The sequence below is a fragment of the Amorphus coralli DSM 19760 genome (assembly GCF_000374525.1).
GTDB lineage: Bacteria > Pseudomonadota > Alphaproteobacteria > Rhizobiales > Amorphaceae > Amorphus > Amorphus coralli.
Window position 1 is genome coordinate 219,978 of record NZ_KB894576.1, and the last position, 14,153, is coordinate 234,130.

The 14,153-nt window shown below is 67.4% G+C and carries 11 protein-coding genes; all 11 read left to right on the plus strand.

Annotation, left to right across the window (positions count from 1 at the left end):
• Window positions 1-10: 10 nt before the first annotated feature.
• Window positions 11-763, plus strand: a complete 753-nt coding sequence (locus C507_RS0117875; protein ID WP_018701096.1) for a GntR family transcriptional regulator — start codon at window positions 11-13, stop codon at window positions 761-763.
• 29 nt (window positions 764-792) lie between these two features.
• Window positions 793-1,752, plus strand: a complete 960-nt coding sequence (locus tag C507_RS0117880) for a tripartite tricarboxylate transporter substrate binding protein (RefSeq protein ID WP_018701097.1) — start codon at window positions 793-795, stop codon at window positions 1,750-1,752.
• Between the two features lie 46 nt (window positions 1,753-1,798).
• Window positions 1,799-3,322, plus strand: coding sequence for a tripartite tricarboxylate transporter permease (locus C507_RS0117885; RefSeq protein ID WP_018701098.1), 1,524 nt, complete (start codon window positions 1,799-1,801; stop codon window positions 3,320-3,322).
• On the plus strand, window positions 3,309-3,767 hold the full coding sequence (locus C507_RS0117890; protein ID WP_018701099.1) for a tripartite tricarboxylate transporter TctB family protein: 459 nt from the start codon (window positions 3,309-3,311) through the stop codon (window positions 3,765-3,767). The genes C507_RS0117885 and C507_RS0117890 overlap by 14 nt, the downstream gene beginning before the upstream one ends.
• A 100-nt stretch (window positions 3,768-3,867) precedes the next feature.
• The gene (locus C507_RS0117895) at window positions 3,868-4,764 is read left to right on the plus strand and encodes a substrate-binding domain-containing protein (RefSeq protein WP_018701100.1); all 897 of its coding nucleotides are present in this window, start codon (window positions 3,868-3,870) and stop codon (window positions 4,762-4,764) included.
• Window positions 4,761-6,197: a sensor histidine kinase gene (locus tag C507_RS0117900; protein WP_018701101.1), complete on the plus strand. Its 1,437-nt coding sequence runs from the start codon at window positions 4,761-4,763 to the stop codon at window positions 6,195-6,197. Before C507_RS0117895 ends, C507_RS0117900 begins: the two co-directional genes overlap by 4 nt.
• Window positions 6,187-7,518 carry a sigma-54-dependent transcriptional regulator gene (locus C507_RS0117905; RefSeq protein WP_018701102.1) on the plus strand — a complete coding sequence of 444 codons (1,332 nt, stop codon included), beginning with the start codon at window positions 6,187-6,189 and terminating at the stop codon, window positions 7,516-7,518. Before C507_RS0117900 ends, C507_RS0117905 begins: the two co-directional genes overlap by 11 nt.
• Window positions 7,519-7,671: 153 nt before the next feature.
• Window positions 7,672-8,190, plus strand: a complete 519-nt coding sequence (locus C507_RS0117910) for an arsenate reductase (azurin) small subunit (protein ID WP_018701103.1) — start codon at window positions 7,672-7,674, stop codon at window positions 8,188-8,190.
• A gap of 12 nt (window positions 8,191-8,202) precedes the next feature.
• On the plus strand, window positions 8,203-10,758 hold the full coding sequence (locus tag C507_RS0117915; protein ID WP_018701104.1) for an arsenate reductase (azurin) large subunit: 2,556 nt from the start codon (window positions 8,203-8,205) through the stop codon (window positions 10,756-10,758).
• Between the two features lie 89 nt (window positions 10,759-10,847).
• Window positions 10,848-11,447, plus strand: a complete 600-nt coding sequence (locus tag C507_RS21915; protein ID WP_210162148.1) for a DUF2478 domain-containing protein — start codon at window positions 10,848-10,850, stop codon at window positions 11,445-11,447.
• 637 nt (window positions 11,448-12,084) lie between these two features.
• A partial coding sequence (locus tag C507_RS0117925) for a S8 family serine peptidase (RefSeq protein ID WP_018701106.1) occupies window positions 12,085-14,153 on the plus strand: 2,069 nt, incomplete at its 3' end.

The following is a 14,153-nucleotide window of genomic DNA, read 5'->3' on the forward strand; positions in this document are numbered from 1 at the left end:
GGCCGCGAGCATGGATCCCCTCACCACGTTCTCCCGCAGCAAGGCGCCGATCTACGCTCAGGTGGCGTCGCTCCTGAAGGAGCGGATCTCGTCCGGCGAATGGGGCCCCGGAGACCGCCTGCCCAATCTCGAAGCGCTGCAGGCCGAGTTTGGTATCGCCCGGGTGACCGCGCGCCAGGCCATCGCGCTCTTGAAGGACGAGGGCCTGGTCTGGGGCAAACAGGGGAAAGGAACGTTCGTGGCGACCACGGTGCCCGACCAGCGCTGGCTGCGCGTCGGAACCGACTGGGCGAGCCTGATGTCCACCCTTGAAGGGACAACGATCGAGATCCTGGAGAAGGGATATGTGAGGAGCCCGCCCGCGGTCGCCGAAAGCGACGGCCGGCTGGCCGGGCGCTATCGCCATTTGAAGCGGGTGCATTCCCACAGCGACCGGCCGTTCTGCGTCATCAGCCTGCACATCGCCGACGACCTCTACGCCGCCGCGCCGGAGGACTTCGACACCAAGCTGGCCATGCAGGTGATTCCGCGTCTCTGGGACGAGGGAAAGACGTCCGTCGGGTCGGCTCGCCAGAGCCTCGTGATCACCCGCTGCGACATCGAGAACGCCGATCATCTGGGCATCGAGATCGGTGCGCCCGTGGCCGTGGTCAAACGCGTGATGGCCGATGACAGCGGCCGCGCAATCTACTTCGCCGAGATCGTCTACCGGGGCGACTACATCAAGCTCGATTTCGATCTTCTGGCGCAGAAAACCAAGTAAACCGCGTCAAGACGCAAGGGAGGAACTTCATGAAAACGCTGACGAAAATGACGTGCGCTGCAGCCTTCGGTCTGGCGGCTGCCTTTTCCGGGCCCGCCATGGCGGCCGACTGGCCCGACCAGGACGTGACCTACATCATTCCGTTCAATCCGGGCGGCGAATCGGATGTCACGGCACGCATGCAGGAACCCTTCTTCGCCAAGATCACCGGCAAGAAGTTCATGTTCGACTACATCGTCGGCGCCGGCGGCGCCGCTGGCTGGTCCCAGATCAATTCGTTGCCGGCTGACGGCTCGACGATCATGGGCGTGAACACGCCGCACATCTTCCTGCAGCCGCAGGGCGGCAATGTCGGCTACGAGACCGACGACATCAACGTTGTCTACATCTACCAGATCACGCCGTTCGCGCTTATCGTGCCGGCCGACAGCCCGATCGAAACCCTCGAGGACTACATCGCCAAGGCGAAGGCTCAGCCGGGCGCCATCACCGTGGGCGGCACCGGTACCAACTCCGCCCCCAACGTCGCCCAGGTGGCGTTCGACGCCGCCGCCGGCATCACCACCACCTACATCCCCTTCTCCGGCACCTCGGCGGTGAGCGCGGCGCTTCTCGGCAACCAGGTCCAGGCCCAGTGGGGCTTCACCACGGTGGGCGTGAACCAGGGCGACGAGGTGCGGATGCTGGCCGTCGCGATGGACGAGCGCCACCCGCTGTTCCCCGACGTGCCGACCTTCAAGGAAAAGGGCATCGATCTGGTCGACGGCGCCCGCCGCGGCGTGATCGTTCCGGCCGACACGCCGGAAGAGACCCGTCAGCAGATGTCCGACGTGTTTGCGGAGATCAACCGCGATCCGGAGATGCAGAAGATGATGGAGGAGGCCGGCTATGTCCTTCTCAACGTGCCCTATTCCGAGATGGACGCTTATCTGGCCGGCCTGTCGGAGAACTACGAGCACGTGGCCGAACTGCTGGGTCTGAACCAGTAGGCTCAGCCGACAACAAGAAGGGGAATGGCCCGGGGAAACGCTGCAGATGTTGGATTTCGTTCTCAGTGCGCTCACGCCGCTGAATCTCTTCCTGGCGATCGTGAGCGTGGTGGCCGGTGTCGTCATCGGCGCCATCCCCGGGCTGACCGCGACCATGGCCATCGCGGTCCTCACGCCCTTCACCTTCACCATGGCTCCCGAGGCGGCGCTCATCACGCTGGCCGGCATCTACATGGGCGCCATCTACGGCGGCTGCTTCGCGGCCATCCTGGTCAACACCCCCGGCACGCCGTCGTCCATCGCGACCACGTTCGACGGCTTTCCAATGGCCAAGCGCGGCCAGGGGCAGTTGGCCGTCAACATCGCCACCCTGGCCTCGGTGTTCGGCGGGGTGTTCTCCGTCATCGTCCTCCTGCTGCTGTCGCCGCCGCTGGCGCGCGTGGCGCTGGCCTTCGGTCCGCCTGAATATTTCTGGCTGGCAGTGCTCGGGCTGGCGCTCGTCGCCTCGCTGTCGGAGGGGCAGTTGCTGAAGGGGCTGCTGGGCGCCTGCCTCGGACTGCTTGTCGCGTTCGTCGGCTCGGCAGTGATCGGCGGCGACATGCGCTTCACCTTCGACCAGCCGGCCCTGGTCGGCGGCGTCAACGTCGTGGTGGCGCTGATCGGCCTGTTCTGCATTCCCGTCGTGCTGGACCTGATCACCCGGCGCGACCATCACCTGCACGTCCCCGAAGAGCCGGCGAGCGCCCGCGAGGAGCTCGGCGCGGCGGTGGGGATCCTCGCCAGCCAGAAGGTCAACCTGGTGCGCAGCGCCAGCATCGGGACGCTGGTCGGTGCGCTGCCGGCCGCCGGAGGCGCCATCGGTTCGCTGCTCGCCTATTCCGAGGCACGGCGCAACGCCCGGAACCCGGAAGACTACGGCAAGGGCGAGCCGGGCGGCATCGTGGCTTCCGAAGCCGCCAATAACGGCACCGTCGGTGGCGGCTTCATCCCGACCCTCGTGCTGGGCATTCCCGGCACGCCGCCGGATGCGATCATCCTGGGGGCCCTGATGGTCCACGGCGTGCGCATCGGACCCAACCTGTTCGCCGAGCACGGCGACATCGTCTACACCTTCATCTTCGGCCTGCTGATCGCCACCATCCTCATGCTGCCGGTCGGCCTTCTGGTCGGGCGCTACGCGTTCCGCCTGATCGCCAACATCCAGAAGACCGCGCTGATCCCCGGCATCCTGCTGATGACCATCCTCGGCACCTACGCGATCCACGCCAGCTTCGCCGACGTGCTGATGATGCTGTCGCTCGGCTTCGTCGCCTGGGTGCTGACCAAGGCCGGCTTCGCCATCGCGCCGATCGTGCTCGGCGTGGTTCTGGGCCCCATCGCCGAACAGGGCTTCGTCCAGTCCTGGCTGATCGGCAACGCGGCCGGCAACATTCCCGCCGTCTTCTTCGGCCGGCCGATCTCCATCGGCATCATCGTGCTGATCGTTCTGGGGCTCCTCTGGCCGGTCTACCTGTCCTTCAAGAAGCGCAAGCCGAACACCAGCCGGAGCGTCTCCAATGCAGCCCTCTGAAGCGCCGATCCAACGCTACGACTGGCCAGGCGCGCTGGTAGCCGTCGCCTCCGCGCTGCTCGCCCTCTACGTTCTGCGGGAAAGCGCAGGCTTCTCCCTCTTCGGATCGGTGTTTCCGCGGGCGGTCGCGTTCGCCATGCTGGCCCTGGCCGCCGCGCTGCTCGTGCGCACGGCAATCCGGAAGGTGCCGGCAAGCGCGATCCGCTCGCTGACGCGGGCCAACTGGCGCACGGCCGGGCTGATCGCCGTCGTCGCCTGCTGGATGCTGCTGGTCCGATTTGCCGGCTTCTATCCGGCGAGCGTGTTCGGCTTCCTGGCGGCAGGCGCCCTGGCCCGTCACACGCCCTGGACGCTGCGCGAGCTCGGCATCCACGCCCTCGTTTCGGTGGTCACGGTGTCGGCCTTCTACGCGTTCTTTGCCTACGGCCTGTCGGTGCGGTTCTGACGCGTCGGACCAACCGGCGAGCCGGTTGCCTCCACAGGTTTAGAACGGTTCTTTCCTGGACCGCTGAGTGCTCCTAGTATGGCCCCCCAAGGGGAGTGAAATGCTGGAGCGCGGTCGAAAGAAGCCGCCGAGACGGCAGGCCTGGCGGCCTTCCCGCCGGGACGTGCTGGCCGGTGCAGCGTCATTGGCGCTGAGCGGGCGCGCGCGCGCCGTGGCCGCGCCGCCGCTGCGCTTCGGGCTGACCCCGGTCTTTCTCAACAACGACCTGGAACTGCGCGATCATCTCGGCGCCTACCTGCGGAAGGCGACGGGCCGGCCGGTCGATCTGGTCACCCGGCGGACCTACCAGGAGATCACGGCGCTGCTGATTTCCGGCCAGCTCGATGCGGCGTGGATCTGCGGCTACCCGTTCGTGAAGTTTGCCGACCAGCTGCGCCTCGTCAGCGTGCCGCTCTGGCGCGGCCGCCCGCTCTATCAGTCCTATCTGATCGTCGGCGCAGGTCGGCCGGTCACCGAAGCGCGAGCGCTGCGCAACGAGGTCCATGCCTTCTCCGACCCGGATTCCAACTCCGGCTTCCTGGTCACGTCCGCCCTGCTCGCGGAGTGGGGCGAAACGCCCGCCAGCTTTTTCCGCGAGAGCTTCTTCACCTACGGGCACCGCAACGTGATCCGGGCGGTGGGGTCCGGCCTCGCCGACAGCGGCAGCGTCGACGGCTATGTTTGGGAGGTGGTGCGCGAGGTCGAGCCGGAGCTGGCCGCCCAGACCAAGGTGGTCCGCCGGTCGGAATGGCTCGGCTTTCCGCCGATCGCCGCACCGCTGCGCGGCATGACGCCGGAGCGGCTGACGGTCCTGCGGCAGACGTTCGCCGACATGGCCGCCGATCCGACCGGCCGGGAGGTGCTGCGCCTGCTTCGCCTCGACGGCTTCACCGAGGGCAGCCCCGCCCTGTTCGCCTCGATCCTGGCCAAGGTCGAAACCCTGGAGCGGCAGGGATGATGATCTGGCAGCGCATGTCGCGAATCCCGATCACCCTGCGCGTCCCGGCGCTGGTCGTGCTGCTGATGATCGCCGTCAGCGTGGTCACCTCGGAACGGGTCGTTACCCGGCTCATCGACACCCAGGAGCGCCACCTGCGCTCGCTGGCGGCTGCCTATCTCGACGGTCTGTCGTCCTCGCTGCTGCCGCACGTGCTGCGCGGCGACATCTGGGAGGTCTTCGATGTTCTCGACCGCGCCCGCGACCGCTACGATGCGCTTCATCCGCTGTTGACCGTGGTCGGCGATGCCGACGATCTCGTGCTGGCGGCGAGCGACCCGAGGTCGGCGCCCTCGCGCAAGCCGCTGCCCGACGAGTTTGCCGGCCTCACCCCCGGCGACATGGCGATCGCGGCCGACAGCGGCAGGGCGCTGGTCCGCCGGACGCTGACCTATCAAGGCCGCACGATCGGTTCGATCACCGCCAAGCTCGACATCTCGCACCTGCTCGCCGAGCGCCGGGACGTGACCGCGACGCTGATCCTGTCGAATGCCCTGCTGACGCTGATCCTCGCCGGGGCCGGCTATCTCCTGGTGCGGCGGATGGTGCGTCCGGTGCGCATCCTCTCCGATCATCTCAGGGAAGGCAGTGCCGGCGAGGTCCGGCCGATCCCGCGCTCGCGGTTTCCTTCCCAGGGCAACGACTTCCGGCAGCTCTTCGAGAGCTACAACTCGCTGGTCGAGGCGGAGACCGAACGCCGGTCCCTGGCCATGCACATGGCCGAGGAAGAGCGGCTCGCCGCGCTGGGGCGGCTGGCCTCCGGCATGGCCCACGAGATCAACAACCCGCTCGGCGGCCTGTTCAATGCGCTCGACACGCTCAAGCAGCACGGCGACACGCCATCGGCGCGGACCACCGCCATCTCCATCGTCGAGCGCGGACTGGTGGGCATCCGCGACGTGGTGCGCGCTGCGCTGGCGACCTATCGGCCCGGCCTGACGACGCGGCCGCTCGCCCCCGGCGACCTGGAGGACCTCGCCCTCCTGATCCGACCGGAGGTGCGCCGCAAGCGACTCGACTTCCACTGGACGAACACGGTCGGTGGTGCCTTCGCCGTGCCCGGCGCCCCGGTGCGGCAACTGGTGCTGAACGTGCTGATCAACGCCTGCAACGCGGCCGGCGAGACCGGCCGGATCGAGGCGGCGGCCTGGGTCGAGGCCGGCAACCTGATGATCGAGGTGGGCGATTCGGGCCCCGGCATGCCCGCCGAGGCCCGCGAGCAGCTGGTGGGCAGCCCGGGCGCCGGCACGGGCGGCGGCCTCGGACTGTGGATCGTCCGCCGCCACATCGACGGCCTCGGCGGCCGCATCGAGATCGAGCGCAGCGATCTGGGCGGCGCGCTGGTTCGCATGATCATTCCGGCCCAACGGGAGGGGTTGAGCGATGCAGCATGAATCGATCCGGATCGGCCTGGTGGAGGACGACCCCGTCATGGGCGAATCGCTCGTGCAGCGCCTCGCGCTCGAGGGGCACGACGTCCGCTGGTGGCAGACCGGCGGCGAGGCGCTGAGCGAGATCCTCGCCGCTCCCAGCATGCTCGACCTCGTCGTCTGCGACATCCGCCTGCCCGACATGGACGGAGAGGACCTGTTCCGCGACGCCAGCCTGAACGCCCCGGCGCCGCCCTTCCTGTTCGTCACCGCCTTCGGCGACATCGACCAGGCGGTCCGGCTGATGCGCAGCGGTGCCGGCGACTACGTCATGAAACCGTTCGACGTCGCCTCGTTCATGGAGCGGATCGTCAATCAGGCCCGGCCCCGACGCGACCGCAGCGATGCCGCGGTGCTCGGCCGGTCCTCCGGGATGCAGGCGGTGGAGAACCTGCTGCGCCGGGTCGCCGACATCGGCCTGCCGCTGCTGCTGACCGGCGAGACCGGGGTGGGCAAGGAGGTCGCGGCCCGCTTCGTCCACAGCCTCTCCATGCCCGACAAGCCGTTTGTGGCGGTCAATTGCGCGGCGATCCCCGCCGACCTGCTCGAGAGCGAACTGTTCGGCCACGAGAAGGGATCGTTCAGCGGTGCCCATCAGCGCCATCTCGGCCTCGCCGAGCGCGCCCGCGAGGGCATGCTGTTCCTCGACGAGATCGGCGACATGCCGCTCGGCCTGCAGGCCAAGCTGCTGCGGCTGATCGAGGACCGGCTGTTCTTCCGAATCGGCGGCGAGGACCCGGTCCCGTTCCGTGCCCGCATCGTCTCGGCGACCCACGCCAACGTCGAGGCGGAGGCAAAGACGGGCGGCTTCCGGCAGGATCTCCTCTACCGCCTCAACGCGATCGCGATCGAGATCCCGCCGCTGCGCAAGCGCCCTGACGACATCCCGTGGCTGCTGCAGCGCTTCGCTCGCGATGCGGCGGAGACCATGGGGATGGAGCCGCCGTCGATCACCCCGCTCGCCGAGGAAGCCGCCATCGCCCACGAGTGGCCGGGCAACGCGCGCGAACTGCGCAACCGGGTGACGCGGGCCGTGGCGCTTGCCCAGGGACCGGCGCTGCAGCCGGCGGACCTGTTTCCCGACGAGACCGCGAAGGACGAACCGCACAGCGAATCGCTGTCCACGGTCCGCGATGCCGCCGAGGCGCGGCAGATCGCCCGGGTCCTGGAAGCGACCGGTGGCCAGATCGCGGAAACCGCGCAGCGTCTCGGCGTCTCCCGCACCACGCTCTGGGAGAAGATGCGGCGCCTGAAGCTGTCCGACGGAAAACGTTCGGAATCCTGAACCTTCGGCGCCGCAGCATGTCCGGAGCGGCGAACGGCGGCCGCCCGCCTCACGCCGCGAGATCCTCAAAAACCCTTGTTTTTCAATGATGATGCTGTCTGGCACGGTTCATGAGAAAGGCCCTCCGACAACGACACAAGGGAGGAGCCACCCATGCCTTGCGAAAAGATCGTCGATCTTGGCCGTCGCCAGTTCCTGAGAGGCGGCGCCCTGTCCGCCGCCGGAGCGGCAGCGGCAACGGTCATGCCCCAGCAGGCGAAGGCGCGCCCGGCATCGGCGCGCGTCGACTATCCCTCCAACCGACTGGCCAACGTCAGCGAGCTCACCGAGAACGAGCCGCTCTACGTGGCCTATCCCGACGACGAGGCGCAGGGCGTGCTCCTGAAGCTGGGAACGCGGGTCGCGGAGGGCGTCGGTCCGGACGGCGACATCGTCGGCTTCTCCATGATCTGCCCCCACAAGGGCTACCCGCTGAGCTACTCGGCCGGCGACCGGACGTTCAACTGCCCCGGCCACTACTCGCGCTTCGATGCTGAGAAGGGCGGCATGCAGACCTGGGGGCAGGCGACGCAGAATCTGCCGCAGTACGTGCTCCGGATCGACGACAGCGGCGACATCTACGCCGAAGGCGTCGACGAGCTGATCTACGGCCGCACGTCCAACGTGCTCTGAGGGAGGATCATCATGGCCTACAAGCGCAACATCGACCGCCTGCCGATCCCGCCCGCGGACGCCAAGACGCACAACGTGGTCTGCCACTACTGCATCGTCGGCTGCGGCTACCAGGCCTACACGTGGCCGGCCAACAAGCAGGGCGGCACGGACCCGCAGGAGAACGTCTTCGGCGCCGACCTCGCCCAGCAGCAATATGCCGACAGCGAGACCTGGTACACGCCGTCCATGTACAACATGGTCAAGCAGGACGGCCGGGACGTCCACATGGTCATCAAGCCCGACCCCAACTGCGTGGTGAACTCCGGCCTGGCCTCGCCGCGCGGCGGTCGTATCGCCGAGATGAGCTACTCCGACGCCCGCCAGACGCAGCAGCAGCGCCTCACCGATCCCCTCGTCTGGCGTTACGGCCAGATGCAGCCGACCAGCTGGGACGACGCGCTGGACCTCGTCGCCCGGGTGACGGCCAAGGTGATCGAGGAACAGGGCGAGGACGGGCTGTTCGTCTCCGCGGCCGACCACGGCGGCGCCGGCGGCGGCTACGAGTTCACCTGGGGCACCGGAAAGCTCTATTTCGGCGCCATGAAGGTGAAGAACATCCGCATTCACAACCGCCCGGCCTACAATTCCGAGGTGCACGCGACGCGTGACATGGGCATCGGCGAACTGAACAACGCCTACGAGGATGCCGAGCTCGCCGACACGATCTTCGTTCTCGGCGCCAACCCGCTGGAAGCCCAGACCAACTATTTCCTCAACCACTGGATCCCCAATCTCCGGGGAAGCTCAATGGGCAAGAAGGAAGAGGAGCTTCCGGGCGAGGCGCACGCGCCCGGCCGGATCGTCATCGTCGATCCGCGCCGCACCGTCACGGTGAACGCCTGCGAGGTCGAGGCCGGGCAGGAGAATGTCCTGCATCTGGCTCCGAATTCGGGCACCGATCTGGTGCTGCTGAACGCGCTGTTCACCCACGTTGCCGACCAGGGCTGGGTCGATCAGGCCTTCATCGATGCCCACACGGCGCTGCCGGGGCAGGACACGGACAGCGCCGCCGACGAGGCCAACATGCTGCCCCGCAAGCCGACGGTGAAGGGCCGGCCGGCGCACCTCGCCGACTTCCGCACCGCGCTCGAGGCGACCCGCACCTCGCCGGAGGAGGCCGAGCAGATCACCGGCGTGAGCGCCGCCGACATCCGCAAGGCGGCTGAGTGGATCGCCAAGCCGAAGGAGGGCAACGCCCGCCGGCGGACCATGTTCTGCTACGAGAAGGGTCTCATCTGGGGCAACGACAACTACCGGACCAACGGCGCGATCGTGAACCTCGCCCTCGCCACCGGCAACATCGGCCGCCCCGGCGGCGGCTGCGTGCGCCTGGGCGGTCACCAGGAGGGCTATGTCCGGCCGGCGGATGGCCATGTCGGCCGGCCCTCCGCCTACGTGGACCGGCTGCTTCTCGAGGGCGGTGGCGGCGTTCACCACATCTGGGGCTGCGACCATTACAAGACGACGCTGAACGCCCTTGAGTTCAAGCGGGTCTACAAGGAGCGCACCGACAAGGTGAAGGACGCCATGAACGCGGTGCCATACGGCGATCGCGAGGCCATGGTCGAGGCGATCATGGGCGCGATCCGCGACGGCGGCCTGTTTGCCGTCGACGTGGATATCGTCCCCACCCGCATCGGCGAGGCCTGTCATGTCGTCCTGCCGGCGGCGACCTCCGGCGAGATCAACCTGACGTCCATGAACGGCGAGCGGCGGATGCGGCTCACCGAGCGCTACATGGACCCGCCCGGCCAGGCGCTGGGCGACGGCATCATCGCGGCCCGCATCGCCAACAACCTGGAGCGCGTCATCCGGGATGCCGGCAACGATGCCTACGCCGACCAGTTCAAGGGGTTCGACTGGCAGACCGAGGAAGACGTCTTCATGGACGGCTACCACCAGCATGCCTCGGGCGGCGAGCACGTCACCTACGACCGGCTCCGGGAGATGGGAACCAACGGCTTCCAGGAACCGGCCACCGGCTACGAGGACGGCAGGATCGTCGGCACGAAACGGCTCTACACCGACGGCCAGTTCGGCACCGAGGACGGTCGGGCCCGCTTCTGCGTCGCCGTCTGGCAGGGCCTGGAGGCCCCGGGCAAGGAGGAGCAGCGGGCCACCTACAAATATCTGATCAACAACGGCCGGGCGAACATCGTCTGGCAGTCGGCCTATCTCGACGACGAGAACGACTTCGTGACCGATCGCTGGCCCTATCCCTACATCGAGATGAATCCGTCCGACATGGACGAGCTCGGCGTGAAGGAGGGCGACCTGGTGGAGGTCTACAACGACGCCGGCGCGACCCAGGCGATGGTCTATCCGACGCCGACAGCCAGGCCCGGGGAGACGTTCATGCTGTTCGCCTACCCGAGCGGCGTGCAGGGCAACGTGGTCAACGCGGGGGTGAACGAGCTGATCATCCCGAACTACAAGCAGACCTGGGGCGACATCCGCAAGATCGCCGACGCCCCCCGCAGCGTCGGCCATCTGTCTTTCAAGTCGAAGGAATACAGCGCGCTCTAGGGCATGACCTGAGCGTCTGACACGCAGTCTGGAAGGCGGGCCGCGCCAATTCGGCGTCCGGCCCGCCTTCTCATCGGGAGGGGCGCGCCGTGAACCACCATCGAACGCGGCATGACCGGGGCGAAGCTGACCTGAGGCTCGCCAGTGTCCGGGTGGAGAGCCCGCACGGGACCGACCTGCTGCTGGCCCGGACGGCCCGCACCCTGTCGGCGCGCGGCCTCCGGCTCGCCGGCGTCGTCCAGTTGAACATGCCGAGGACGGACCGCGCGCGCTGCGAGATGGACCTGTCGATCCTCTCCACCGGCCGCACGATCCGCATCAGCGAGGACCGCGGAGCCGGGGCCCGCGGCTGCCACCTGGATCACGGCGCGCTGGAAGAAGCCGTCGTCCGCGTGGAGGAGGCGATCCGCGCGAACCGCCCGGACCTCGTGATCGTCAACAAGTTCGGCAAGCGGGAGGCGCAGGGCCGGGGCTTCGTGCCGGTGATCTCGGCGGCCCTGGACGCGGGCATCCCCGTCCTGATCGGCGTCAACGGGCTGAACCGACCCGAGTTCGAAGCGTTCGCATCGGGTCTCTTTCGAGCGCTTTCCCCCGATAGTGCTGCGGTTCTGGACTGGTGCCTGACAGTGACCCGACAAACGAACCCTGCTTCGCCGGTCGAAAAATCGCTGACCGTGCCCGCACCATGATCTGTTGTCGGACCGCGCCACGCGGAAGCCATCCTTCGGCGCTCTATCCGCCTTCGCGCCCGTTCTCTCGACCGCGTCAATCAGGCGGCCCGCGCGTTCGATCGATCCCAGCAGAGGCGTCAGTTTCTCGGCCGGGTCGCCCGCCCGGACACAGCCCCGCACCCAAATCGTGGCGCCCGCGTGCAGCCGCGCGGCGTCGGTAGGCCGGGCCGGCGTCGCGCGCTGCGCACTCTGCAATGAAGCTGCGCTGGAACCCGAGTATGGGGCTGTCCGGAATGGCCGGTTGATGCGTATCCGCGGCAAGCGGCCTACGCGCTATAATTCAACCCTCGGATCGCGCAACGATCCGCAAGACCGGTCCCGGCTTGATCCCTTCAGCTGCAGGCTTAGGGTGTCGGAAAAGTGTGACTGACGGGCACCGCGCGGCTTACGCCGGGACATGAATTAACGCTGTGCGCACCCTGTGCAAGACAGGTGTTGCCAAGCCGCAACACTGTGGAAGATGCGCCGCTCCAGACACTGCAATCTACATCAAATGTCATTGCACTTCAAAATTGCGCAGGCAGTGTGAGGTTCGCCGCGCGGACATAGATCCGCGTGGAGTGTGACGAAGAGCCGGCTTGGGAGGGCAGCTCTGATGGTGTCTGTGCGCGCTGTGATTGGTGCAGCTCTGCTGGCGGTCAGCCTGACCGGGGGAAGTCAGGGCGCCGCAGCCCAGTCAGCACCGGAGCCGACCCACCATGGCGTCGCCTTCATCCGGGATGCCCTGAGCGAGGCTGCGGCCTTCGGCGACCGGTCGCTGATCGCGAGCGTGGTGGAGAATGCGCGACTGACCCCGCAGCGCTCCGGGGCAATCGCCGATGCCGCAATCGCCCTTCGCCCGGACCTCGCGGCCTCCATCGAGCGGGCGATCTCAGCCGGCCGCAATCTTGCCGATACCTGGCCCGCAGCCTCCGTCTCGCTGCAGGCTGGCCAGAGCGCCGGTGCGCCTCCTGCCGCACCGTTCGCAAATCCGACGCCCTATCCCGGCGGTAACCCCGACATTCCAATTACCAGCCTCAGCGAGTTCGATCGGAATTTCAGCCTCGACGCAATCGGCGCTGAGACAGCGTTGAGCCTGGGCTTCACTGGCAAGGGTGTTGTCGTAGGCACGATCGACACCGGCATCGATATCCGGCCAGACGGCACCATGCATCCTGAACTCCTCGGGCGTATCGACCCACGCTCAAAGAGCTACCTCTACTGGTTCGATGAATCACGTCTCGACGACGACGACGACGACGACTTCGATGGCGACGACGACGGCGATGGCGACGATGATGACGACACCCTAGCCGCGTTGAGCGACGCCTTCGATCAGGGGCCGACCGACTCTCAGGATCGAGATGGTCATGGTACGCACGTTGCCGGCATTATTGCCGCTGGCCAGAATGGTTTCGGCATGCAGGGTGTCGCGCCTGGCGCGAATGTAATTGCTTTAAAAGCGATTACTCGCAACGGACGTATTGAAATAGATGACGATGAATACATCTCTTTTACTAATATAGAGACGTGCGGGCCTTCGTTATTCGACGGTGACTGTGATAAGCTCTATGATTCCTCTGCCTACCCGGACGCGGAATCGGCAGCTTTTGCTTACCTTGCGCAGTTCTCAGACGTTCGCGTGATCAACGGCAGTTTCGGGCCAGCCACGCCTGACGGGACCGTCACCTGGGATCTGGGCGGGGCGGGAGAACAGGCAGCGATTCTCCGGCAGGCCCAGGTGGTCCGTGGCAACCTGGACGCCGGCCAGATTGTCGTCATGTCCGCCGGAAACGACCGTTTCTACTCGCCCGAGGCGGCCCAGAGTCCCAACGGAGTCGGTCTTTATCCGTTCATTCGCCCCGAGAACGCAAATGCCACGAATGTTTCCGGCACCCAAGTCTACGACGACCACGGGACCGGGCTCGACCTGAGCTTCACCTCGGCCGAAGCGCTGGCCGCGGCGGAAGCGGCAGACGGTAAAGCCAGAGGCCGCATCGTCGTCGTCGTGGCGCTCGACGCCTACAACGAGCTGGCTCTTTACTCGGAAGAGTGCGGCGTAACGGCCGAGTGGTGTGTTGCAGCGCCCGGCGGGGGCGTGGACGGTTACGGCTTTCCTCCGCCTGAAGGCGGTCGCGGCATCTACTCGACCGTTCCGGAGGACAGCTACGGTTTCAAGTCCGGCACCTCGATGGCGGCACCGAACGTGGCCGGGGCGATCGCCGTCCTGATCGAGGCCTACCCGACCTTCACGCCGGCGGAGATCGTGCACATCCTGTTCACCACCGCCGAGGACCTGGGCGCGCCGGGCGTCGACCCGATCTTCGGCTGGGGCCTCGTCCGCCTCGACCGGGCGCTTTCCGTCGGTCCCGTCGGCATGAGCGGAACCGGCACCTACACGGTCGGCGCGGGCGGCTCCGACACCACCTGGCTCGTCGACTTCACCAGCCAGGGTGGCCTGGAGAAGACCGGCGCCGGCACCCTTACGGTGGCCAGCGCGGCGACCTTCCAGAAGGCCTCCACCGTCTCCGGCGGCACCCTGTCGGTCGGCGGCACGCTGACGACGCCGAGCCTCTCGGTGGACCAGGGCGCGACGCTGTCTGGAACCGGCTCGGTCGCAGCCGACATCACCGTCGCCGGCCGGCTCGCCCCGGGCAACTCGCCCGGCACGCTGTTGGTCACCGG